Source organism: Microbacterium gawkjiense, assembly GCF_031932225.1.
In the GTDB taxonomy this organism is placed as follows: Bacteria; Actinomycetota; Actinomycetes; order Actinomycetales; family Microbacteriaceae; genus Microbacterium; species Microbacterium gawkjiense.
On record NZ_JAUZVV010000001.1, the window covers coordinates 490,987 to 513,601 of the forward strand.

The 22,615-nt window shown below is 71.4% G+C and carries 22 protein-coding genes and 1 tRNA gene; 12 read left to right on the forward strand and 11 right to left on the reverse strand.

What is annotated here, in order from left to right:
• Positions 1 to 110 precede the first annotated feature (110 nt).
• Positions 111 to 473 carry a cyclophilin-like fold protein gene (locus Q9S71_RS02435; protein ID WP_311860294.1) on the forward strand — a complete coding sequence of 121 codons (363 nt, stop codon included), beginning with the start codon at positions 111 to 113 and terminating at the stop codon, positions 471 to 473.
• Between the two features lie 197 nt (positions 474 to 670).
• Here Q9S71_RS02435 and Q9S71_RS02440 read toward each other — a convergent pair.
• The 5 genes from Q9S71_RS02440 to Q9S71_RS02460 all read right to left on the reverse strand — a co-directional run bounded on the left by Q9S71_RS02440 (position 671) and on the right by Q9S71_RS02460 (position 4,989).
• Positions 671 to 743, reverse strand: a tRNA-Arg gene (locus tag Q9S71_RS02440).
• Between the two features lie 62 nt (positions 744 to 805).
• Entirely contained in the window at positions 806 to 1,450 is a 645-nt protein-coding gene (locus Q9S71_RS02445) for an asparagine synthase (RefSeq protein ID WP_311860296.1), read from the reverse strand.
• Positions 1,451 to 1,499: 49 nt separating this feature from the next.
• Positions 1,500 to 2,975 carry a serine hydrolase domain-containing protein gene (locus Q9S71_RS02450; protein WP_311860297.1) on the reverse strand — a complete coding sequence of 492 codons (1,476 nt, stop codon included), beginning with the start codon at positions 2,973 to 2,975 and terminating at the stop codon, positions 1,500 to 1,502.
• Between the two features lie 29 nt (positions 2,976 to 3,004).
• Positions 3,005 to 3,958: an aldose 1-epimerase family protein gene (locus Q9S71_RS02455; RefSeq protein WP_311860298.1), complete on the reverse strand. Its 954-nt coding sequence runs from the start codon at positions 3,956 to 3,958 to the stop codon at positions 3,005 to 3,007.
• Entirely contained in the window at positions 3,955 to 4,989 is a 1,035-nt protein-coding gene (locus Q9S71_RS02460) for a zinc-binding dehydrogenase (protein ID WP_311860299.1), read from the reverse strand. The genes Q9S71_RS02455 and Q9S71_RS02460 overlap by 4 nt, the downstream gene beginning before the upstream one ends.
• Positions 4,990 to 5,041: 52 nt before the next feature.
• Here Q9S71_RS02460 and Q9S71_RS02465 point away from each other — a divergent pair, with 52 nt between their 5' ends.
• Positions 5,042 to 6,280: an FAD-dependent oxidoreductase gene (locus tag Q9S71_RS02465; protein ID WP_311860300.1), complete on the forward strand. Its 1,239-nt coding sequence runs from the start codon at positions 5,042 to 5,044 to the stop codon at positions 6,278 to 6,280.
• A 3-nt stretch (positions 6,281 to 6,283) separates the two neighbouring features.
• On the opposite strand, the gene Q9S71_RS02470 is transcribed toward Q9S71_RS02465, so the two are convergent.
• Together Q9S71_RS02470 and Q9S71_RS02475 are read right to left on the reverse strand one after the other, a co-directional pair.
• The gene (locus Q9S71_RS02470) at positions 6,284 to 7,126 is read right to left on the reverse strand and encodes a sulfurtransferase (RefSeq protein ID WP_311860302.1); all 843 of its coding nucleotides are present in this window, start codon (positions 7,124 to 7,126) and stop codon (positions 6,284 to 6,286) included.
• Positions 7,127 to 7,312: 186 nt separating this feature from the next.
• The gene (locus tag Q9S71_RS02475; protein WP_064003835.1) at positions 7,313 to 7,921 is read right to left on the reverse strand and encodes a hypothetical protein; all 609 of its coding nucleotides are present in this window, start codon (positions 7,919 to 7,921) and stop codon (positions 7,313 to 7,315) included.
• A 272-nt stretch (positions 7,922 to 8,193) separates the two neighbouring features.
• Here Q9S71_RS02475 and Q9S71_RS02480 point away from each other — a divergent pair, with 272 nt between their 5' ends.
• From Q9S71_RS02480 to Q9S71_RS02505, 6 genes are all read left to right on the forward strand, one after another.
• Positions 8,194 to 8,904, forward strand: coding sequence for a WXG100-like domain-containing protein (locus Q9S71_RS02480; RefSeq protein ID WP_311860303.1), 711 nt, complete (start codon positions 8,194 to 8,196; stop codon positions 8,902 to 8,904).
• Positions 8,901 to 9,518 carry a hypothetical protein gene (locus Q9S71_RS02485; protein ID WP_311860304.1) on the forward strand — a complete coding sequence of 206 codons (618 nt, stop codon included), beginning with the start codon at positions 8,901 to 8,903 and terminating at the stop codon, positions 9,516 to 9,518. Before Q9S71_RS02480 ends, Q9S71_RS02485 begins: the two co-directional genes overlap by 4 nt.
• Positions 9,515 to 9,982 (forward strand): hypothetical protein, encoded by a 468-nt coding sequence (locus Q9S71_RS02490; protein ID WP_311860305.1) that lies wholly within the window; start codon positions 9,515 to 9,517, stop codon positions 9,980 to 9,982. Before Q9S71_RS02485 ends, Q9S71_RS02490 begins: the two co-directional genes overlap by 4 nt.
• 33 nt (positions 9,983 to 10,015) lie before the next feature.
• A complete protein-coding gene (locus Q9S71_RS02495) occupies positions 10,016 to 10,474 on the forward strand; it encodes a hypothetical protein (RefSeq protein WP_311860306.1) in 459 nt (152 codons plus the stop codon).
• A 204-nt stretch (positions 10,475 to 10,678) separates the two neighbouring features.
• Positions 10,679 to 11,380, forward strand: a complete 702-nt coding sequence (locus Q9S71_RS02500) for a WXG100-like domain-containing protein (protein WP_311861679.1) — start codon at positions 10,679 to 10,681, stop codon at positions 11,378 to 11,380.
• A 1-nt stretch (position 11,381) separates the two neighbouring features.
• Positions 11,382 to 12,017 (forward strand): hypothetical protein, encoded by a 636-nt coding sequence (locus tag Q9S71_RS02505; protein ID WP_311860307.1) that lies wholly within the window; start codon positions 11,382 to 11,384, stop codon positions 12,015 to 12,017.
• Positions 12,018 to 12,154: 137 nt separating this feature from the next.
• On the opposite strand, the gene Q9S71_RS02510 is transcribed toward Q9S71_RS02505, so the two are convergent.
• Positions 12,155 to 12,778, reverse strand: coding sequence for a TetR/AcrR family transcriptional regulator (locus Q9S71_RS02510; protein ID WP_311860308.1), 624 nt, complete (start codon positions 12,776 to 12,778; stop codon positions 12,155 to 12,157).
• Between the two features lie 66 nt (positions 12,779 to 12,844).
• On the opposite strand from Q9S71_RS02510, the gene Q9S71_RS02515 reads away from it, so the two are divergent.
• From Q9S71_RS02515 to Q9S71_RS02530, 4 genes are read left to right on the forward strand one after another with little or no spacing between them, the layout of a single operon-like run.
• A complete protein-coding gene (locus Q9S71_RS02515) occupies positions 12,845 to 13,879 on the forward strand; it encodes an agmatine deiminase family protein (RefSeq protein WP_311860309.1) in 1,035 nt (344 codons plus the stop codon).
• On the forward strand, positions 13,876 to 15,588 hold the full coding sequence (locus tag Q9S71_RS02520; RefSeq protein ID WP_311860310.1) for an amidase: 1,713 nt from the start codon (positions 13,876 to 13,878) through the stop codon (positions 15,586 to 15,588). The genes Q9S71_RS02515 and Q9S71_RS02520 overlap by 4 nt, the downstream gene beginning before the upstream one ends.
• Complete coding sequence (locus Q9S71_RS02525) at positions 15,585 to 16,946, forward strand: pyridoxal phosphate-dependent decarboxylase family protein (RefSeq protein WP_311860311.1); 1,362 nt, start codon at positions 15,585 to 15,587, stop codon at positions 16,944 to 16,946. The genes Q9S71_RS02520 and Q9S71_RS02525 overlap by 4 nt, the downstream gene beginning before the upstream one ends.
• A 59-nt stretch (positions 16,947 to 17,005) precedes the next feature.
• Entirely contained in the window at positions 17,006 to 18,388 is a 1,383-nt protein-coding gene (locus tag Q9S71_RS02530; protein ID WP_311860312.1) for an aspartate aminotransferase family protein, read from the forward strand.
• Between the two features lie 15 nt (positions 18,389 to 18,403).
• On the opposite strand, the gene Q9S71_RS02535 is transcribed toward Q9S71_RS02530, so the two are convergent.
• From Q9S71_RS02535 to Q9S71_RS02545, 3 genes are read right to left on the reverse strand one after another with little or no spacing between them, the layout of a single operon-like run.
• Positions 18,404 to 21,259, reverse strand: a complete 2,856-nt coding sequence (locus Q9S71_RS02535) for an FtsX-like permease family protein (RefSeq protein ID WP_311860313.1) — start codon at positions 21,257 to 21,259, stop codon at positions 18,404 to 18,406.
• Entirely contained in the window at positions 21,256 to 21,975 is a 720-nt protein-coding gene (locus tag Q9S71_RS02540; RefSeq protein ID WP_311285274.1) for an ABC transporter ATP-binding protein, read from the reverse strand. The genes Q9S71_RS02535 and Q9S71_RS02540 overlap by 4 nt, the downstream gene beginning before the upstream one ends.
• Positions 21,972 to 22,589, reverse strand: a complete 618-nt coding sequence (locus tag Q9S71_RS02545) for a PadR family transcriptional regulator (RefSeq protein WP_311860316.1) — start codon at positions 22,587 to 22,589, stop codon at positions 21,972 to 21,974. The genes Q9S71_RS02540 and Q9S71_RS02545 overlap by 4 nt, the downstream gene beginning before the upstream one ends.
• Between the last annotated feature and the right edge of the window lie 26 nt (positions 22,590 to 22,615).

The window sequence follows — 22,615 nt, forward strand, 5'->3', positions numbered from 1 at the left end:
CCCGCGACGCGCAGCGTGAGGCCGCGGCAAGCAATCCGCCGACGCCGATCACCCCATCGGAGTCGGGAGCGACGGCATCCAATGATCAGCCTGACGACACGGAGGACGACATGCTGGGAACACGCGTAACCTTCGCCGCCGGTGACGTAACCGTCGAGGTGACGATAGAGCAGGACACTCCCACTACGCGGTCGTTCCTGGCGATGCTGCCGATGACTCTCGAGTTCTCCGACTTCGGCGGTAAGGAGAAGGTCGCGATGCCGACGGGCGAATGGGACTTCACCGGAGCGGCCGGCTTGAACCCGAAGGTCGGCGACCTGTTCTCCTACATGCCGTGGGGCAACCTCGGCTTCTTCTACAACACCGACGGCAACACCTTCGACGAAGCTCTCACCAAGATCGGCGAGACCGGAGACATCGATCAGATCCGACTGCTCGATGGGCAGCAGGTCATCATCGACGTCGCCGACTGAGCTGCAGATCGCGGTCGAGGATCTGTTCGAGAGACCTCATCGACACCACCCAGCGTCACTGCGCGCCGCCACACGCCATACGTATGTGTGCACCACGTCGCCACTCGCCGTTCGAACGTGGTGGCAGTACCCCGCAGAAACCACGAAAACCCGCGGAATTCCGCGGGTTTTCGTTGAAGGACTGTCTCAACACAGTGTGCGCCCGAAGGGACTCGAACCCCTAACCTTCTGATCCGTAGTCAGATGCTCTATCCATTGAGCTACGGGCGCATGGCCTGTTTCCGGGCCGAGGAACAGCATACGTCACCGCGGGCCGCATCCGAAATCGAAGCCTATTCGAGCTCGCCCGGATCGATCCCGCCGGGGCCGGCCTCGAGGATCGGCTCGGGCTCCGCGCCCTCTTCGCGCAGGGCCTGTTGCTTGGCGACGCTGCGTCGGTGCGCGCGGAGCTTGGGCAGGTCGACCAGGCGCAGCGCCTGCATGCGGGCCACCCGCATCCGCTCGTAATCAGCGTCGAGGTCGGGGCGCGCCGCCGTGATCCGCAGGGACCGGTCGATGTTCTTCGACACCTCAGCCCAGGCGGCGTCCCGCGCGTCGACGACGAGCTTGCGCAGCTCCTCCTTGTCCTCGGCCCGGGCGCGCAGCTCCTTCGCGACGTGCAGCGACTGCTTGCGGCGGCGACGGAGGTTGCGGACGTCGCGGCTGCGGTAGTCGTGCGTGCCGCTCGAGTCGGAGTAGCGCGTGCGCGCCGCCTTGCGCTCGCGGTCGGTGCGGGCGGCATCCGCTTCAGCCTCTTCGGCGAGCGAGACCAGGATGTCGCGGGCATCGCCGAGGAAGCGCTCCGGATCGAAGTCGTCACCGTCGACGAGGATGTCGACGAGGATGCGGTTCTTCAACGCCAAACGCGTCGCCGCGGACGCGATGTAGAGCCCCTCGGCGACGACGTCCCGGGTCCTGACCCGCTCATTGTCCGTCACGCTCACCCCTCACCGACGATTCTACCGAGGCAGGCGCAGCGGATGCCGGTCAGCCGAGCGACGGCAGCGCGTGACCGGCCGGGCCGTCGCCGCGCAGCGGCGGGAACCGCCAGGCGATCGAGGCCGCGCCGCCGGGGGCGATGTCGACGAGGAGCGAGTGCGGTGTCTGGATCATGCGCAACCGCGCGTGCCACGCACCGTCCGCGTCCACGCCCGCGACGGCGCGGAAGGGCACCGCGTCGAGCCCGTCGGCGGGCGCCGGCCACTCCCCCTCCGCCCACGTTCCGCGACCGACGGGAAGAGTCACATCGAGAGCGTCCCCCAAGAACCGGAGAGTCCACCCGTCGCCCGCCTCGGCGACCTCGACGCGCTCGGCACCCGGCACGGCCTCACCGAATGAGAACGGGCCCACGACCGGCGACGACACGTCGGCGTGGAAAGTCCCCGCGAAGCCCGCACCGGTGTCGTCCGGCAGCGGGAGCGCCAGCGACGAGAGCCGCTCCGCGAGTGCCGCATCGGCCTCGGCGGTGCCCGCCCCCGTCATCGCGGGGCGCAGGTGCGTCGTGATGAGGCTCAGCAGCTCCTGCATGTCGATCGTCTCGCCGGTCGTGACGATCACGGCATCCTCTTCGGGCCACACGATGATGAACTGCCCGTACGCCCCGTCGCCGCGGAAGCCGTGCCGGTTCATCCAGTACTGGAACCCGTACCCCTGCTGCCAGTCGATCGGCTCGGGTGCGCCGGGGCCGCGGTGCGCGGTGTCGTTGTCCATCTGCTTCGACGTGGCGGTGGCGACCCACTCGGGGTCGAGGATCTGCTCGCCCTGCCAACGGCCGCCGTCGAGGACGAGCTGCCCCGTCTTGGCGAGCGATTCGGTGAAGACGTGGATGCCGCTGAAGCCCATCTCGACGTCGCCGAGCATCATCCACTGCGCCTCGTGGATGCCGAGCGGTTCGAGCAGGCGGGGGCGCAGGTAGTCGAGGATCGTCCCGCCCGTCGTCTTGGCGACCAGCCGCCCGACGCCGTAGATGGTCGGCTGGCTGTAGGCGAAGACGCTGCCCGGCTCGCGCTCGGGCGGAACGCGGAAGAACCCGGCCAGCACGTCGCCGCCCGCACCCTCCGCCGCGGCTGCGGCACGGTCGAGCGCCTCGCTCTCGTGTCCGCTCGACATCGTCAGCGCGTGACGCACGAGGTACCGGCGGTACTTGTCGTCGACATCGTCGGGCACCAGCTCCGGGAAGTGGTCGATCATGACGTCGTCGAGTCCGAAACGTCCCTCCGCGACGGCGAGACCGGCAGCGGCGGACGTGAAGGTCTTCGACAGCGAGTACACGAGGTGCTTCAGATCGGGCGCGAAGGGCGCCCACCATCCCTCGGCGATCACGTTGCCGTGGCGCAGCACCATGAGGCTGTGCATCTCGGCTTCGGTCTGCCCGACGGCGTCGAGCAGGCGTTCGACACCGGCGGCATCCACCCCCTGCGCGGACGGGGTGGACCGGGGCAGGGAGGAGGACGTCGACGTCATGTCGCCATCCTAGGGATGACGACGCAGGGTCAGATCGCGGCGATGCGCCACGACGCCGAGAACTCGGCGCCCGGCTCGAGCACCAGCAGGCCCGCGTCGTAGTCGTACGAGCCGGCGTTGAACGCGTCGGGCGCGCACGTCATCGGCTCGACGGCGACACCGTTGCGGTGCGCCGGGTTCGCGGGCCCATCGGGCTTGTCGCCCGTGTACACCTGCACCCACGGGCACTCGGCACCCCAGGTGACCTCGACGCCGACACCCGACGGGTCGGTCAGGCGCAGGAGGGCCGTACCGGCGGCATCCGTCTCGAGATCGGTGAACGCGTGGTCCAGCTCGACGGTGCCGAGCGGCCGCGGCGCGCGCCGGTCGAACCGCTCGGGGTCGTGGTCGGTCACGGGGCGCAGCGCGAGGGGGCTGAGCCGGTCGGGCGTGACTTCGAGAACGGATGCCGCGGGCAGCGCGAGCGTCCATTCGTCGAGCGGCGCGGGGCCGGCCTTCAGGTACGGGTGCGGGCCGGTGCCGAACGGTGCGGGCCGGTCGCTGAGGTTGCGTGCACGCACCGTCTGCGTGAGGCCGTCCTCGCCGAGGGCGTACGTCGTCTCGACGCGCACACGCCACGGGTACCCCGACTGCGGGACGACGGTCGCGCCGAGGGTCACCGCGCTCTCGGTGCCCGAGACGCGCTCGAAGTCGGCCCACGAGAGCAGGCCGTGGAGGGCGTGCGAGCGTTCGGGTTCGGTCAGCGCCGCCACGAGCTCCTGGCCGTCGAAGGTGTACGTGCCGTCGACGATGCGGTTGGGCCAGGGGGCGAGCGTCGTGCCGCGGTAGTCGGGGCGCACCTCGTCGGCGTCGAACGGGACGATGAGGTCGCGGCCGTCGTGGCGGAGGACGCGCAGCGAGGCGCCGGTCGAGGCGATGACCGCCTCGTACGGGCCGAAGCGAAGGGTGTGCTGGGTGCCGGAGAGCGGCAGGGCGGAGGTCACGGGCGGAGCATCACTTTCAGGGCGGCGCGGTCATCCATCAGGCGGTAGCCGTCGGCGGCTTCGCCGAGGCTCAGTTCGCGATCGAAGACGGCCCCGGGGTCGACTGTACCGTCGAGGACGCCCGGCAGGAGGTCGTCGATGTAGGCCCGCACCGGTGCGACGCCGCCGGTGACCGTGACGTTCTTCTCGAACTGCACCCGCTGCAGCGGCGCGTCGGCGTACTGGGGCACGCCGACGCGGGTAACAGTGCCGCCGGCGCGCACGGCGCCGAGGGCCTGCTCGTACGCCGGCAGGTGACCGACCGCGTCGATGACGACGTGCGCGCCGAGGCCGCCGGTCAACTCGCGGACGGCGGCGACGCCCTCGTCCCCGCGGGCCGCGACGACGTCGGTCGCGCCGTAGCGGCGGCCCAGGTCGGTGCGCGCCTCGTGACGCCCCATGAGGATGATGCGCTCGGCGCCGAGCCGCCGTGCCGAGAGGACGGCGAGGAGGCCCACGGCGCCGTCGCCGATCACGACGACGTCCTTTCCGGGTGCGACACCGCCGGTCACAGCGGCGTGCCAGCCCGTGCCGTAGACGTCGCTGAGGGTCAGGAGGCCCGGCATCCGCGGGTCGTCCTCGGCGACGTCGACCCGATACAGGGTGCCGTCGGCGAACGGGGCGCGCCGACGCTCGGCCTGCGCACCGCCGGCACCCGTGGGCACCGAGAGGCCCGCGAAGCGGCACGAGGTCTGCAGCCCGGCGCGGCAGAACTCGCACGCGCCGCACGAGAACACGAACGGCACGATGACCACGTCACCGGGCGCGACCGTGCGGGCCTCGGAGCCAACCTCCTCGACGACGCCGATCATCTCGTGCCCCATCGAGCGCCCCCGCTCGGACGGGGTCATCGAGTGGTACGGATGCAGGTCGCTGCCGCAGACGCACGCGACGACGGTGCGGAGGACCGCGTCGGTGGGCTGTTCGATCCGGGGCTCGGGGGCGTCGATCACTCGGACGTCACCGGGACCGTACATATACGCAGCTCGCATCCTTGAATTCAACTACGGATGCCGGGGCGACGCGCTGTGCGAGGCTGTCGCCATGGCCGCACTCCACGATGTCGTCGTCATCGGCGCGGGCCTCGCCGGGCTCCGCTGCGCGACGCTGCTCGCTCGCGCCGGACGCGACGTCGTCGTCCTCGACGCGGCCGACGAGGTCGGCGGTCGGCAGCGCACCGACCGCGTCGACGGATTCCTGCTCGACCGGGGGTTCCAGGTCGTGAACCCCCGCTATGACGCGCTCGCCCGCGCGCTCGACCCCGCCGACCTCGACCTTCGTCCGTTCCCCGTCGGGGTGCGCGTCGTACGCGGCGGACGGTCGGACGTCCTCGCGGATCCGCTGCGGCACCCCGGGCTTCTGCCGGCCACCGTCGCGGGTGCGCTCTCGGGTCTCGTCTCGGCGCGCGACCTGGTGGCCGCGGCGCGGTGGCTCGTGCCGGCGCTGGTGCGCCCGGCATCCGTCGCCGACGGACACGACGAGACGCTGCACGAGACGTGGGACCGCGTCGGTCTGACCGGGCCCCTGCGCCGCTCGGCGCTCGAACCGTTCCTCACCGGCGTGCTCGCCGACGACGGCGCCGCGACGTCCAGCGCGTACGCGACGCTGCTCGCCCGGCTGTTCGCGCTCGGCCGCCCGGGCGTGCCCGCGCAGGGCGTCGCGACCCTGCCGCGACGGCTCGCCGACCTCGCCCGTGCGTCGGGGGCCGACATCCGTCTCTCCCATGCCGTGCGCGGCATGGACGTCCGCGCAGACCGTGTCGAGCTCGACGGGGCCGCGACGATCGCCGCGCGCGAGGTGGTCGTCGCCGTGGGCGGCGAGGCGCTGGCGGGGCTCACCGACCTGCCGGCACCGGCGATGCGGGGGCTGCAGACGTGGTGGTTCGGCACGGGGCCGCAGGCACCGGCATCCGCTCTGCTCGCGGTGGACGGCGAGCGCTCTGGCCCGATCGTCAACAGCGTCGTGATGTCGCGGACGGCCCCCGCCTACGCGCCGGCCGGCCGGCACCTCGTGGCGGCGAGCTGCCTGCTGGGCAGCGGTGCCGACGAGCGTGCCGTGCGCGCCCACATGGAGCGGATGTGGGGCGGCGAGGCGCGGAGCTGGGAGCTGCTGCGTCGCGACGACATCCCCCACGCGCTGCCGGCTCTGCCTCCGCCGCTGCGGCACGCGTCGCCGGTGCGGCTGTCCGAGCGGGTCATCGTCGCCGGCGATCACCGCGAGACGCCGTCGATCGCGGGCGCGCTCGTCTCGGCTGAGCGCGCGGCCCGGGCCGTCCTCGGCTGAGCGTTACGGGCGGTCGCCGGTCGCGACCGGGCGGTCGGGGTGGTTCGCCCACTGGCTCCACGACCCGCCGTAGAGCGCCGCGTCGACGCCGGCGAGGCTCAGCGCGAATGCGGCCTGCGCGGCCGACACCCCCGAGCCGCAGCTGACGCCGACGGTCGTGTCGCCGGTGACGCCGAGCGCCGCGTAGCGCTCGCGCAGTTGCTCGGACGAGAGGAAGCGCCCGAGCTCGTCGACGTTGCCGCCCGTCGGCGCGTTGACCGCGCCGGGGATGTGCCCTGCCCGCGGGTCCATCGGCTCGACGTCGCCGCGGTAGCGCTCGGGCGCGCGCACGTCGAAGAGGATCCCGGATGCCGGCAGTGCCGCCGCCTCGTCGATGTCCAGGCGCGGCAGGTGCCCCGGCGTCAGCGCGACGTCGCCGCGAGCCGCGTGCACGGGGCCCGACTCGAGCGGGAGCCCGGCGTCTCGCCACGCCCCGAGGCCGCCGTCGAGCACGCGAACGTCCGGCACACCGGCATCCGTCAGCACCCACCAGGCGCGCGCGGCGCCGAACGTCTGCCAGTCGTCGTAGACCACGACGGTGTCGCCCGTGTCGACGCCCCAGCGCCGGGCGGCGGTCTGCAGGTCGGCGATGTCGGGGAGCGGATGCCGGCCGTCCTCCGGCGCGCCATGGGCGGCGAGCTCGTCGTCGAGGCTCACGTACACCGCACCGGGGATGTGACCCGCCTCGTAGTCGGCCCGGCCGTCGGGCCGGTCGAGCCGCCACCGCACGTCGAGAACCGTCAGCGGCGCGGCATCCCGCATCATCCGCTCGAGTTCATGGGGGTCGATCAATCGCGCGCGTGCCATGGCTCGACCCTACGACCGCCCGCGCCGCCGCCCCAGCGCCGAGCCGACGCGAGGTGCCGGCATCCACTCCCGATGGCGGCCGTTCGCGTCGGCTCGACGAGCCTCACAGCGCAACGAGGCCCCGAGCCGGAAGAGCTCGGGGCCTCGTTGACGCGAGCGCAGGGCGGAGCGCCCTGCCGCGGGCGGTCAGTCGCCCAGGATGCCGTCGACGAGGTCGTTCACGTCGGACGTCACGTCGCCGACGGTGCTGTCGACGTCGCCCGTGATGCCGTCGACGAGGTCGCCAGTCGTGTTGGTGACGTCGCTCGTGATGTCACCGGTCTCGGTGGTGACATCGTTCGTGACGTCGCCCACCTCACCGCTCACGTCCGGCGAGACGTCCGTGTTCGTCTCGGGCGAGACGTCGGTGTTCGGCGAGACGTCCGTGTCGTTGCCCGAGCCGACATCGTTGCCGTTGCCGACCTCGTTGCCCGAACCGACCGGGGCGTCGAGCGACGTGTCGTTACCCGATCCGATCGGTGCATCGACGCTGTTGCCGGAGCCGATGGGCGCGTCGTTGCCGGAGCCGATGTCGCCCGTCGAGATGTCGCCGACCGACAGCAGATCGCCGCCGTCGACGGATCCGCCCAGCAACTCGTTGATGTTGAGGACGTCGGTGAATGCTTCCGTCGCCGTCGTGGTGGTGGTGTCCTCGCTCTCGGCCGCGTTGGCCGGCAGGGCGAAGCCGGCGGTCAGGGCGACCGCCGCGAGTCCGGTGGAGCCGAGGACGAGGGTCCGCTTCAGGTTGGTACGCATGTGTCTGTTTTCCTTCCTTCAGTGCGGCTTTCGCACGACAGGTCATCCGGGGGGCACCGCGGATCGGATTGGCCGGGCTGAGCGGAATCGGCCTGGCCGGGTGCTCTCGCGCTCTCGAGATCCGCGTGTTCACGCGGGCGAGCGGCGGAACCTGGAAACTCCTTATGAGACGCGCCGAGGCGACCCGGATGGCGGGTCGGACTCGAAATGGGGAGTTCTCCCCCTTCCCCCTCTCGCACCTCGCGCATAGCGTCGTGGCAGGAGGGGGCGCCATGGGCATGATGTTGCCGAACGAGCTGGTCTGGATCATGCAGAAGCTCGGATTCGAGTGGCCGGACATCGACGAGGACGAGATCCGCCGCGCAGCGACGATCGTCCGGACGTTCGGCGGTGAGCTGGAGGGTGTCATCCAGTCGGTCGACCGGGTCGTCAACAACGATCTCGCCACGGCCCTCCGGGGCCAGACCGGGCCCGCCACCGTCGCCGCGTGGAACACCACGCGCTCGCAGAACCTCCAGCGGCTCGTCGACATCATGCCGCCCGCCGCGACGGCGATGGATGTGGGGGCGGGTGTCGTGCTCGGACTCAAGATCAAGGTCATCGCCGACGTCACGACCACTGCACTGGCTCTCATCGGGATGCTGACCAACCCGATCACCGCCGCCGGCGCGGGTCCCATGCTCATCATCAAGAAGAAGCTGCTCAACGCGGCCGTCGACACCGTCGTCGAAGAGCTGGTCGCACAGCTCGCTCCCATGGTGATCGAGCCCCTCGCAGACGAGCTGCCCGCCATCATCGACGCGGTGCTCGACGCGCCGGTCGTCGAGGGCCAGGTCGGCGACTCGGATGAGTTCTACGCCGATCTACAGGCCCTCGGCAACGCGCAGGCGGCCCTGAACACCCACAGCACCGATCTGCAGCAGCTCACGGGCGACTTCATCGCGGATCTCGCTTCCCTCGACTTCGGAGGAGACGCCTCATGAGCGCCGTCGGCCGCGCCGTCAAAGACTCCCTCGACGCGCTGCGCCGCGGCGCAGACGACCTGCACGTCCGCCTCGACACCGGCGTCACCCGCAAGATCGACACCCACCTCACCCGGACGAACAGCGACGTGGAGGTGCTCGACGGGAACACCGTCGACCTGGATGCCCCGACCGTTCCCCCCACGAACCGGTTCGACGGCGACGGGTCGGGGTCCGGCGGTGAGCGCCGGCGCGGCGTCGATCGCGGTGACGGCCGCGACGACTACGGCCACTTCGTCGGAAGTGGCAACCGCCCGTGGGTCGACAAGGAGGGCCAGGGCCTCGACATCATCGAGCGTCGCTACGGCGCGCCGGTGTTTCGCGACCAGGTCAATGCCGGCATCCCGGGGCACAACCGATCCGGCACCGACGTCCCCCAGGTCCGTCGGTTCGATGGACTGTTCCGCAACGCCGACGGCACGTGGACGGGCGTGGAGATCAAGAGCGGCTCGGCGACGAGGAACCCCGCACAGCAGGGGTTCGACGACGCGATCAGCGGCGACAACCCGGCCTACGCGGTGCTCAACGGGGAGCGGATTAGGATCGTCGATGTGATCCTGCAGGAGGTACCGTGAGCACGCCGACGCACATCTTCCAGGAGAACGGTTCGAGCAGGTTCCCCCTGATCGACAATCTGCGGTCCTTCGAGGAGCAGATCCGGTTCACCCTGACGCAGATGGACGGCACCTCTTTTTGGGCACTCAGCCTCTGGCGGGCGCCCGAAGGTGCGAACCTCCGGGCGAGCTTGCCTCCGGCAGAGAACTACATCCAGTGCGCGGGCGACGCGGCGGGCGTGACGGTCGAAGTCCGCTCCGTAGACACGTTCGGCGCGGCGCACCAGTGCACCGTCGGCAAACCCGCCACGGGACTCCCGTCGGAGCCGACGGAGACGATTCGATGGGACAGCGGCCGGCACAGCACGCGGGTCTTCACGAACGAGGTCTTCACCCTCGACGAGGCAGCAGACCTGTTCATCGCCTACTACCGCGACGATCGCGTGCCCGCCGAGTACACCCTGCGTGAGCTCGGCGGCGTCTGACCCCGACCCCCAGCTGACCGGCTGGGGAGTTCTGTGACGACGCCGACGCACATCGTGCAGCTCAACGGGTTCGCGCGCTCTCCCTTGGTGGACGTGGCCCGTCCGTACGAGGACCAGATCCGGTTCTCCGTCCGGCGGATGGACGGCGCGAAGCTGTGGGCGTACAGCCTCTGGCGCGCACCGGACGGCGCCGACCTGTTGGCGGAGATTCCGTTCTCCGAGGAGTACATCCAGTGCGCCGGGGATGCCGAGGGGGTGACCGTCGAGGTCCGCGTGGTCGACGAGGCAGGCACGGCCCACCAGTACACCGTCGGCAAGCCGACCGGCGGCAGCGAGTCGGAGCCGACCGAGACGATCCGGTGGGACGAGGGACGACACAGCACGAAAGTGCACCCGCACGAGGTCTTCACTCTCGACGAGGCCGCCGACCTCTTCGTCGCCTGCTACCGCGACAACCACGTACCCGCCGACCACACACTGCGCGAGATCTGACCGTCGCCGAGCCGACGCCACCGGCATCCATCGCCACCCGATGACCGCCGTTCCCGTCGGGTCGAGGCGTCGCAGATGGTCGCGCGGCGGGCGGAGGGGCGACCATCTGGGACGTCTCGCGAGCGCGGCGGAATGGGTCGTTCTCCCCATCGCCGTCGGGGTGACTGCTCGCTACTGTCGACGGCGGAGGTGGTACCCGTGGGGATGATGTTGCCGAATGAGCTGATCTGGATCATGGACAAGATGGGGCTGGAATGGCCCGACATCGACGAGGACGAGGTCCACAAGGCCGCCGACCTCGTGCGCGGCTACCGCGACGACATGGAGTCGATCATCCAGGCCGTCGACAGCCGCGTGAACGGCGACCTGGCCACGGCGCTGCAGGGCAACGCTGGCACGGCGCAAGTCGAGGGGTGGAACCGCAACCGTTCCGACAACATGCAGAAGCTGCTCGACGTACTCGGTCCCGCGGCGACGGGCATAGACATCGCGGGCGGCATCGTCCTCGCGATGAAGATCAAGGTCATCGCCGAGGTGACCCTGACGCTCATGCAACTCGTCCCCCTGCTCGCCGCGGGTCCCTTCGGCGCCGGCGGCGCGGCGGTGCTGCTGCTCGCCCGCAAGAAGCTGCTCGCCATGGCGATGGAGGCCACGATCGAGCAGGTCATCAACGAGGTGCTGCCCCTCGCCGTCGAGCCGCTCGTCGAGCAGGTCCCGGTGATCGTCATGGCCCTCATGGACGCGCCCGTCGTCGAGGGCGCCGTCGGCGACGTGGACGAGTTCGAGGCCGACATCGCGGCGCTCGAGGCGGCCGCCGACGAGATGGACGCGCAGGCCGTCGACATCGAGGACCGCACCGATCGGCTGCTCGCGGACCTTGCCAACCTGCAGATCTCGGGAGACTGACATGACGATGAAGAGCCTCATGCGCGAGATCGTCGACGCCGTCGACGGCGCCGGCCGCGAGTTCAAGAAAGGGTTCGGGAGCGCGTTCCGCAAGCGCGGCGGCAAGCACCGCGCCGACGCCGCCCGCATCCGCGGCACGGACCGGCGCAACGCCGCGGACGCCGGGAAGCACCGTCGCGACGCCCCGGTGGCCAGCCACGCCAAGAAGTACGACCTGCTCACGGACGTCACTCGCGGGCGCGAACAGCTCGGCCGCACCGGACGCCACGCCGCGCCCGACTACAACGTCGCGAACGACCTCGGGACCTCGATCGGCAAGGCGGTGCGCGAGACCCCCGGCGAGGTGGGCAAGGAGGTGCTCGGCACGCCGAAGAAGATCCCCGGGCAGATCGTCGAGGAGCTGTACGAGGACGCCATCGGGCAGGACAACCCGGATGCCTACGGGCAGACCAGCAGCGGGGACATGGAGTTCCTCGCCCCCGCCGGCGAGGCGGCCGAGCTGCGCCGCCTGAGCCGGGGCGCCCTCGAGCAGCGCTTCGACCTCCCGCCCGGCACGCTCGACGGCGCGACGTTCGAGGTCCGCCCCGTCCCCGGCACGAACTTCGTCACCCTCGACATCTCGCGCCCCGACAACTGACGCCGACCTCGAGCCGACGCCACCGGCATCCGTTCGAGGCGGATGACCGCCGTTCCCGTCGGCTCGAGGCGTCGCAGATGGTCGCGGCGGGTGTGGCGGGGCGACCATCTGCGACGTCTCGACGTCTCGGCGGCGGATCAGCCGTGCAGCGCGCCGGGCGCGACGCCGAGCAGCGCGGCGAGCGCGCGTCGGGTGAGGTCGGCGCGCGAGGGATCGTCGCGCCAGCGGACGAGGCCATGGGCTCCGAGGCCGTCGATCATCGCGAGCAGGTGCCAGGCGACGGCATCCGCATCGACCTCGGCGAATTCGCCCCGCCCGGTTCCGCGCACGATCTCGGCCGCGAGCGCGCGCTGCCACGCGTCCATCTCGGCGCGTACGCGTGCGGCGAGCGCCTCGTTGCGGGCGCCGAGCGCCCAGCCCTGGACCCAGACGAGCGTGACGGCGCTCGGCTCATCCCCGAGGACGGTGTCGAGCAGGATGCCGAGCCGCGCCGTCGCAGCATCCGTCACCCTCATCGCGGCCACGACGGCGCGCAGCTCGTCCGCGACGACGGCGCCGAACGCCTCGGCGACGAGCGCGTCCATCCCGTCGGCGTGGTGCGCGACGAGTCCGGGGGCCACGCCGACGCGCGCGGCGACGGCGCGCAGCGTGACGGCGTCGAGACCGTCGGCGAGCGCGATCCCGCGCGCCGCGGCCGCGATCTCGTCACGGCGTTCGGCGGGGGTCTTGCGCCGCCGGCGGACGGTTGACGTCTGCGTCATGGACTCGATACCCTCCCCTTGTTGATCAAACGATCAATAAGCTACCCGACACCCGAGGGAGACGCCATGGCCTGGCGGATGCCGAGCGAGACCGCCCCGCACGAGCGCACGTGGATGGCGTTCCCCCGAGAGGGTCTCACCCTGGGTGACACCGACGCCGAACGCGAAGAGGGGTACGCCACCTGGGCCGCCGTCGCGGCCGCCGTCGCGCGGTTCGAGCCGGTCACGATGGTCGTCGATCCGACCGAGACGGCGCGCGCACGCCGCATGCTCCCGGGCGAGGTGACGCTCCTCGAGGCCCCCGTCGACGAGTACTGGATGCGGGACCACGGCCCCACCTTCGTGGTCGACGACGAGCGCCCCGGCGTCCTCGGTGCAGTCGACTGGATCTTCAACGGCTGGGGCGCGCCCGACTGGGCGCAGTGGCAGGATTCCGCGGCGCACGCGCGCCTCATCGCCGCCGAGGTAGGGGCCGAGCTCGTCTCGTCCGTCCTCGTGAACGAGGGCGGCGGCATCCACGTCGACGGCGAAGGCACGGTACTGCTCACCGAGACCGTGCAGCTCGACCCGCGGCGGAACCCCTTCGCCGACCGCGCCCGCGTCGAGGCAGAAATGGCCCGCACGCTCGGTGCCGCGAAGGCGGTCTGGCTGAGCCGCGGCCTGACCCGCGACTACGACGAGTTCGGCACGAACGGGCACGTCGACATCGTGGCGACGATCCCCTCACCCGGCCGCATCCTGCTGCACGATCAACGCGACCCGGCGCACCCCGACCACGCCGTCACCGCGCAGCTGCGCACCGAGCTCGAGGGGCAGACGGATGCCGCCGGTCGCCGCTTCGAGATCGTGTCGCTCCCCGCCCCCGAGACCCTGACCGACGCCCACGGGCCGGTCGACTGGAGCTACGTCAACCACCTCGTCGTCAACGGCGGTGTGATCGCGTGCGGCTTCGGCGAGGAGAAGGCCGACGCGCAGGCCCGCACGATCCTGGCCGAGGCGTACCCGGGCCGCGAGGTCGTCACGGTCGACGCCCGTGGCCTGTTCGCCCGCGGCGGCGGCATCCACTGCATCACGCAGCAGCAGCCGGCGGTGACGGCATGATCGACGTCGTCGAGGCGCCGATCGCCGACCTGCGCGCCGCCCTCGAGTCCGGCGAGGCCACGGCGGTCGAGCTCGTCGACGCCTACCTCGCGCGCATCGACGCGTACGACGGGCCCGACACGGAGACGGCGTTGAACGCCGTCGTGGTCCGCAACCCCGACGCGCGGGCCGAGGCCGCGGCATCCGACGCGCGTCGCGCCCGCGGCGAGACCCTCGGACCCCTCGACGGCATCCCCTACACGGCGAAGAACAGCTACCTCGTGCGCGGGCTGACCGCCGCGGCCGGGTCGCCCGCCTTCGCCGACCTCGTCGCGCAGCGCGACGCGTTCACGATCGAGCGCCTGCGTGCGGGCGGCGCGATCTGCCTCGGTCTCACGAACATGCCGCCGATGGCGAACGGCGGCATGCAGCGCGGCGTGTACGGCCGCGCCGAGAGTCCGTACAACGCCGAGTGGCTGACCGCGCCGTTCGCGTCCGGCTCGTCGAACGGGTCGGGCACGGCGACCGCCGCGAGCTTCGCCGCGTTCGGCCTCGGCGAGGAGACCTGGTCGTCGGGTCGCGGCCCCGCGTCGAACAACGCGCTCTGCGCCTACACGCCCTCGCGCGGTGTCATCTCGGTGCGCGGCAACTGGCCGCTCGTCCCGACGATGGACGTCGTCGTGCCGCACACCCGCACGATGGCCGACCTGCTCGAGGTGCTCGACGTCATCGTCGCCGACGACACCGAGACCCGCGGCGACTTCTGGCGGGTGCAGCCGTGGGTCGAGCTCCCCGCGGCGTCGCAGGTGCGGCCCGCGTCGTATCCCGCGCTGGCGGAGGGCGCCTCGCTCGCCGGGGCGCGTCTCGGCATCCCGCGGATGTACATCGGTGAGGACCCGGATGCCGGGACGGGCACCGGCATCGGCGGTCCGACGGGTCAGCGGATCGAGACCCGCCCGTCGATCCTCGCGCTGTGGCGCGCGGCCCGCGCCGACCTCGAGGCCGCGGGCGCGACCGTCGTCGAGGTCGACTTCCCCGCCGTGAGCGAGTACGAGGGCGACCGCGCGGGAGCCTCGACCATCCGCGACCGCGTCCCCGAGGGGTATCTGCAGCGCGAGATCGTCGACCTGTCGGCGTGGGCGTGGGACGACTTCCTCGACGCCAACGGCGACCCCGCGCTCTCGACGCTCGCCGACGTCGACGGCGCCGCGATCTTCCCCCACCCGCCGGGTGCGCTCCCCGACCGCTACACCGGCTTCGACGACGACATCGCCGAATACCCCGACTGGGTGCGTGCGCATCCGGGTGCCGGGCTGGGCGACATGCCCGAGCTCGAGGAGGGTCTGCGTGCCCTCGAACACGTCCGCCGCACCGACCTGGAGGAGTGGATGGATGCCGCCGGCCTCGACGCCGTCGTCTTCCCCGCCGTCGCCGACGTGGGTCCCGCCGACATGGACGTGAACCCGGCCTCGGGCGACCTCGGCTGGCGCAACGGCGTCTGGATCGCCAACGGCAACCTCGCGATCCGGCATCTCGGCATCCCGACCGTGACCGTGCCGCTGGGCACGATGACCGACACGTGGATGCCGGTGGGCCTCACGATCGCGGGCCGCGCCTACGACGACACCGCGCTGCTGCGCCTGGGCGTAGCCTTCGAACGTCTGGGCACCCGCCGGACCCGACCGCCGCGCACACCCGCGCTCCCCCGCACGACCTCGGAGAACCGATGACCCAGCCCGCCCGTATGCACGACGTGACCGACGAGACCCGTCAGATCGTCGACCTCGTCCTCGACTACTCGCGGCAGCGGCTGCTGACGGACGACAACCCGCTCGACAAGCCGTTGCCGCCCGCCGAGCTCGCCCGCCTGGCCGGCGTGACGATCACCGAGCAGGGCATCGGGGCGCGCAAGGCGCTCGGCGTCTTCGAGCACGTGCTCGCTCCCGCGTGCATCACGACCGACGACCCGCGGTACCTGTCGTTCATCCCGAGCGCGCCGTCGAAGGCGGCTGCCGCGTTCGACCTCGTCGTCTCGGCGAGCGCGCTCTACGGCGGGTCCTGGCTCGAGGGCGCGGGCGCCGTCCACGCCGAGAACGAGGTGCTCCGGTGGCTCGCCGGCGAGTTCGGTCTGCCCGCGACGGCCGGCGGCGTCTTCGTGCAGGGCGGCACCCTCGGCAACCTGTCGGCGCTCGTGGCCGCACGCGAGACCGCGCGGGACCGCGGCATCCGTCCCGACCGCTGGCGCGTCGTCTGCTCGGCCGAGGCGCATTCGTCGATCGCGTCGGCGGCCCGTGTGATGGACGTCGAGGTCGTGCCCGTGGCTCCGGATGCCGGGGGTGTGCTGCACGGCGACGCGGTGCGCGCCGCCCTCGAGGAGCACGGCGACAGCGTCTTCGCCGTCGTGGCGACCGCGGGCTCGACGAACTTCGGGATCGTCGACGACGTCGCCTCGGTCGCCGAGGTGACCCGCGAGTTCGGGGTGTGGCTGCACGTCGACGGCGCCTACGGCCTCGCGGCTGCACTCTCACCCGAGGCCCGGCACTACTTCGCCGGCATCGAGCACGCCGACTCGCTCATCGTCGACCCGCACAAGTGGCTGTTCGCCCCGTTCGACGCGTGTGCGCTGCTGTACCGCGACCCCGAGCTCGGCCGCCGCGCGCACACGCAGCACGCGGAGTACCTCGACACCCTCACCGAGACGAGCGACTGGAGCCCGTCGGACTTCGCCGCGCACCTCACCCGACGCGCGCGCGGCTTGCCGCTGTGGTTCTCACTCGCGACCTACGGCGCCGAGGTCTATCGCGAGGCGATCACGTGCTCGATCTCGCTGGCCGAGCGCATCGCCGCCGAGATCGAGTCCCGCGAGGAGCTTGAACTGGTGCGCCGCCCGCAGCTGAGCGTCGTCGTGTTCGAGCGGCGCGGCTGGAGCAAGGACGACTACACGGCCTGGTCGAACCGCCTGCTCGACGACCAGCACGCCTTCGTCACCCCGTCCAGCCATGCGGGCCGCACGAACGCCCGCTTCGCGATCCTCAACCCCCGCACGACGTTCGAGGACCTCGTCGGGATCCTCGACACGATGCGCTGACACGATGCGCGGACGCCCGGCATCCGCTCCCCCATCCACAACGACGTACGGAGGAACCCATGGCAGCATCCGAGACCGAGCTGCAGGCGATGGCCCGCGATCACCTGTGGCTGCATTTCGCGCGGCAGTCGTCGATGACCGAGGGGGCGGGTGTCCCGATCATCGTCAAGGGCGAGGGGCACCACATCTGGGATGCGAGCGGCAAGAAGTACATCGACGGGCTGTCGGGTCTGTTCGTCGTCGCCGCCGGGCACGGTCGTGCGCGGCTGGCTCAGGCGGCGGCGCGGCAGGCCGAGGAGCTGGCGTTCTTCCCCATCTGGTCATACGCGCATCCGTCCGCGATCGAGCTCGCCGACCGCCTCGCGCACCTCGCGCCCGGCGATCTGAACCGCGTGTTCTTCTCGACCGGCGGCGGCGAAGCGGTCGAGACGGCGTTCAAGCTCGCCAAGCAGTACTGGCGGCTGCAGGGCAAGCCCACGAAGCACAAGGTGATCTCGCGTTTCGTCGCCTACCACGGCACGCCGCAGGGCGCGCTGGCGATCACGGGGCTCCCCGCCATGAAGTCGATGTTCGAGCCGGTGACGCCGGGCGGCTTCCGCGTGCCGAACACGAACTGGTACCGCGCCGCGGAGCAGGGCTTCACGGGCACCACCCCCGAGGAATACGGGACCTGGGCGGCCGACCGCATCGAGGAGGCGATCCTGTTCGAGGGTGCCGAGACGGTCGCGGCGGTCTTCCTCGAACCGGTGCAGAACTCGGGCGGATGCTTCCCGCCGCCGCCCGGCTACTTCGCGCGCGTCCGCGAGATCTGCGACCGTCACGACGTGCTGCTCGTCTCGGATGAGGTGATCTGCGCGTTCGGGCGCCTCGGCGAGTGGTTCGGCGCCGACCGCTACGGCTACCAGCCCGACATGATCACCTTCGCGAAGGCCGTCACGAGCGGGTACTCGCCGCTCGGCGGCACGATCGTCAGCGACCGCATCCACGAGCCGTTCTCGCACGGGACGACGTCGTTCCCGCACGGGTACACGTTCGGCGGACACCCCGTCTCGACCGCGGTGGCCATGGAGAACCTCGACATCTTCGAGGAAGAGGGGCTGCTGCAGAACGTCCGCGAGAACTCGCCGGTCTTCCGCGCGTCGCTCGAGCGGCTCCTCGACCTGCCGATCGTCGGCGACGTCCGCGGCGACGGGTACTTCTTCGGCATCGAGCTGGTGAAGGACAAGGCGACGAAGCAGACCTTCGACGCCGCCGAATCCGAGCGCCTGCTGCGCGGCTTCCTCTCGAAGGCGCTCTTCGACGCAGGTCTTTACTGCCGCGCCGACGACCGCGGCGACCCCGTCATCCAGCTCGCCCCGCCGCTCACGATGGGGCCGGCGGAGTTCGACGAGATCGAGAGGATCCTGCGGAGCGTGCTGACCGAGGCATCCGCTCGGCTCTGAATCGGCGAGCCGGGCTCACGCGATGACGTTGCGTCGCGTGAGCTCGGGCTCGCGCGGCGGCACGAGCCAGTTGACGGCCGCGATCCCGAGCGGCAGCGCGACGGCGAGTGCCGCGAGCAGCCACCACGGGATGTCGGCGAGGTTCATCGGCTCGAATCCGGTCTGCGACTGCAGCCAGAACCCGATGGGCGGAAGGATGCCGGCGGCGGCCCCCGCGAACGTGCCGAACCCTGCGATCACGAGGCCCTGCCACAGTCCGATGCGGCGCCGGAGTCCGGGTGTGCCGCCGACCGCTGCGAGCGTGGCGTCGTCGGGCCGACGCTCGAAGCGCGCGAGGCCGAGGGCCACCGCGCTCGCACCGAGCACGAGGACGGTGACAGCGGCGAGCAGCGGGACGAGCCAGACGGCGGCCGCGGTCGGGCCGGTCTCACGCCACATCGACACCTGGTACTCGTCGGTGTCGAGACTGCCCGTGCGGGCGTTCAGACGATCCTGGGAGTTCATCTCGGAGCCCTCGGGGAACGTGGCGAGCACCCGCAGGGGCACCGCGGCGATCCCCCACTCCGCGGCCGTGGCGGGGGCTACCGCCGCGACGACGTTCTGGTCGGGCGCCGTCACCCTGATCGCGGGCGCCGTGCGTTCCCACGTCGCCTCCGCGGCCTCGTCGCCCGACCAGACGTTGTCGGGCATCTTTCCCGCGAAGGCGTCGCGGGCACTCCACGCACCGACCTCGACCCGACCGTCCGTGACGTAGCGGTCGTCGACGACGATGACCGCCCCCGCGGCGTAGGCCGCGCGTTGATCCTCACTGAGGGTCACCCCCAGCGCCACCTCGAGGTCGTCCGGCGCCACGACGGAGAGGTTGTCGGTCGCGCTCCCGCGGTAGGTGAAGCCCTGCGAACCTGCGACATCCATAGAGACGAGTGACCGGGGTGGTGCGATGAGCATCACGTGCTGCAAATCAGTCGGGATGTCAGCCACCGTTTCGGCGAAGTACAGCGGTTGCTCGCCGCCCACGACGCCGATGGCCGTCGCCCCCGAGGACGCGAAGAGGCGATCGGTAGCCTCCACCGCTTCCTGCACCTGCTCACCGGTCAAGAAGGGATCACTCATCGTTGAGATGTCGGCGACGACGGTCCCCACCGGCGCGCTGTAGTCGTAGTTGCGGGCGGACTGCTCGGCCGTCATCATCCCCATCCCGACGGCGAAGACACCGACGAACACCGTGGCGCCGATCGCCGCGAACGCCGGGACGGTGCGCGCGCCGTTGGCGACCGCATCCCTGGATGCGAGCCGGGCAGCGAGGCCGATCCGGGACAGCACGCGCGACGCAAGCCAGAGCAGCCACCGACCCGACACGAGGATGCCGACTTGAGCCAGGATCGGGCCGCTGACGATCCCCACGGTGGGGAGCCACCGCAGTGGCGAGTCCCACGGAATCGTGTCGCTGATGGCGACCGCGCCCGCGGCGATCCCGGAGAGGATCGTCACCGCCACTCCGATGATGATGAGGAGGGACCCCCACAGCGGCCTTGCGGCGGTGACCGTCATCGGTCGCCGCGCCCCGCGCAGCGCGGAGATGGTGTCGGACTTGCCGACGGCCCGAGCCGGCAGCCACGCCGAGGCCGAACCGACGAGGACGGCGAAGGCCAGCACACCGAAGAGCAGCAGCCAGGGCACGTGGAATCCCCAGAACGACGTCGCGGATCCGTTGTCGAGGAGGCGCATGAGGATCGCGGCCCCACCGACACCGACAGCGAGGCCCAGGGCGCCGGCGAAGAGGCCCAGCACGGCTCCCTGGAAGAGGACGATGCGACGCAGGTCGCGAGGCTCGGCGCCCACGCTCGCGGCGATCGCAAGAGCGCGCTGCTGGCGCCGGGCGCTGACCGCGAAGGCCGCACCGGCGAGCATGACGACCATGTAGCCCGCCGCCAGACCACCGCCGCCGATCCCCGCCGCGAGGGCGAGCTCGCGCTGCAGATCCCGCTCCGCGGAGGTAGGGATGGAGAAGTCGTCGAACGGCCGATCGAAGGGGGGCGGATCGAGCACCAGCTCTCGCGCATACACCCCGAACCCCGCCGCGTTGAGCGCGCTGAGCCGCTCCGCATCGATGTCGGCATCCGGCAGGAAGGAGCGGATCGGGCTGTACCTGTCTGCGTCGAAGAAGGCGACGACGAGGTCGGCGTCCGCGGCGGTGGCATCGTCGAACGTCCCCGTGACGGTGAATACCTCGCCGTGGACGAGGGACAGTGTGCCGCCAATCGTCAGCCCCGCCCGTTCGAGCACGGCCGGCGTCACCAGGACCTCGCCGCCGTTCGACGGCGCGCGCCCCGCGACGAGCGCGTACGCCCCCGCGAACCGTTCGTCTGACACGTTCCCCGCCACGGCGCGCGCGCGGGCGTTGCCGGCGACCGTCTCGATGCGTTCCTCTCCGGATGAGAGCGGCACGATCTCGGTCCCGGGTGCGAGCGCAGACGTCGGATCCGAGGGAAGGTCCGCCGTACTCGACCCGTCGGAACCACCCCACTGCGAGGCGTTCCCGTACTCGTACGGGTCGTCCGGCGTCTGCCAGAAGCCGGACTCCGCCGGCCACAGCGGCTCGACCCACGCCGACATCTTCCCGAGCTCGACGGCGACACGCTCGGCGGGAGTGGCGAAGGTGCTCGAGACCATCACCGCAACCCCCGCCATCCCCGCGATCGGCAGCGCGATGAGCGCCATGATCAGCAGCGACGACACCCACGCGCGGCGCACCTGGCGCCGGGCGATGCGCACCGCGACGCGCAGCCGCGCCGTGCGCGAGGGCTTCGGGCGCTCGACGCGACGGCGGGTACCGGCATCCGCTCGGGGCCGGTCCTGCACGGCGGTCATCGCGCGTCCGACAGCAGCGCGTCGGCGCCGCGACGCTGCGACTCGTCGACGATGCGGCCGTCGCGCAGGAACACGATGCGGTCCGCCCACGCCGCGTGCCGCGGCTCATGGGTGACGAGGATGCCGGCTGCCCCCTGGTCGACGCGGTGGCGGATCATCTTCATGACCGCCTCGCCCGTGACCGAGTCGAGCGCGCCGGTCGGCTCGTCGGCGAGGATCAGCCGGCGGCCGCCGACGACCGCGCGGGCGATCGCGACGCGCTGCTGCTGACCACCCGACAGATCGTCGGGGTAGGCGTCCACCTTGTCCTCGAGACCGACCGAGGCGAGCGCATCCCGACCCGCACGGCGCGCCACCCGGGCTCGGAAGCCGTCGAGCTCGAGCGGCAGCGTCACGTTCTCGACGGCCGTGAGGGTCGGGATGAGATTGAAGTCCTGGAAGACGAATCCCAGGGAGCGCCGCCGGAGCTGCGCGAGATCGCGACGTGTCGCCGTCGAGAGGTACGTCCCCTCGACGACGACTTCGCCGCTGGTGGGCTTCTGCAACCCGCCCGCGATCGACAGGAGCGTGGATTTGCCCGAACCGGACGCTCCCATGATCGCGACGAGCTCCCCCTTGTCGACCGTCAGATCGACGCCCGACAGTGCCGAGACGCTCGTCTCGCCCTCGCCGTACTGCTGCGTGACCCCCACCAGCTGCAGGACGGCGGCGCTCACCGCACGACCGCCTCGGCGTTGCCCGCCTCGGATCTGGCAGGCCTCCCCCGCTTGGGTGTCTCGGTGGACAGCTCCAACCCCATCGTGTGATGAGGATGCCGCGCGAGCCGCTGCTCGGTGTGGTCGAGCCATCGCACCTCGGCCTCGGCGGAGAAGATCATCGAATCGACCACGAGCGACCACGCGAGTTCCTCGGGGCCGTCGGGGTTCGCGCCCGCATACTTGGCGCGGTTCAGTTCCTGCAGCTGCCGCAGCGACGCGGAGCGCTGCCGCTGGATCACGGCGGCCAGGTCGACCCCCGGCAGGGTGGCGGCGACGGCGAGCTTGATCGCGAGCTCGTCGCGCGTCCCCTGCGCGCGCTCGACGGGAGCGTCGAGCCACGCGCGGACCTCGGCGGATCCGGCATCCGTGATCTGCCAGTACACGTGACCCTGCTCGTCGACGTCGCCCTTCTCGACGAGCCCGTCGCGCTCGAGCCGGTCGAGCGTGTTGTAGATCTGACCCACGTTGAGGGGCCAGGTCGATCCGGTGCGGCGGTCGAACTCCGCGCGCAGCTGGTAGCCGTAGCAGGGACCCTGATCCAGGATCGCCAGCAGGCTCTGTCGTACCGACATCGGAACTCCTTGCTGCATACCGGGTA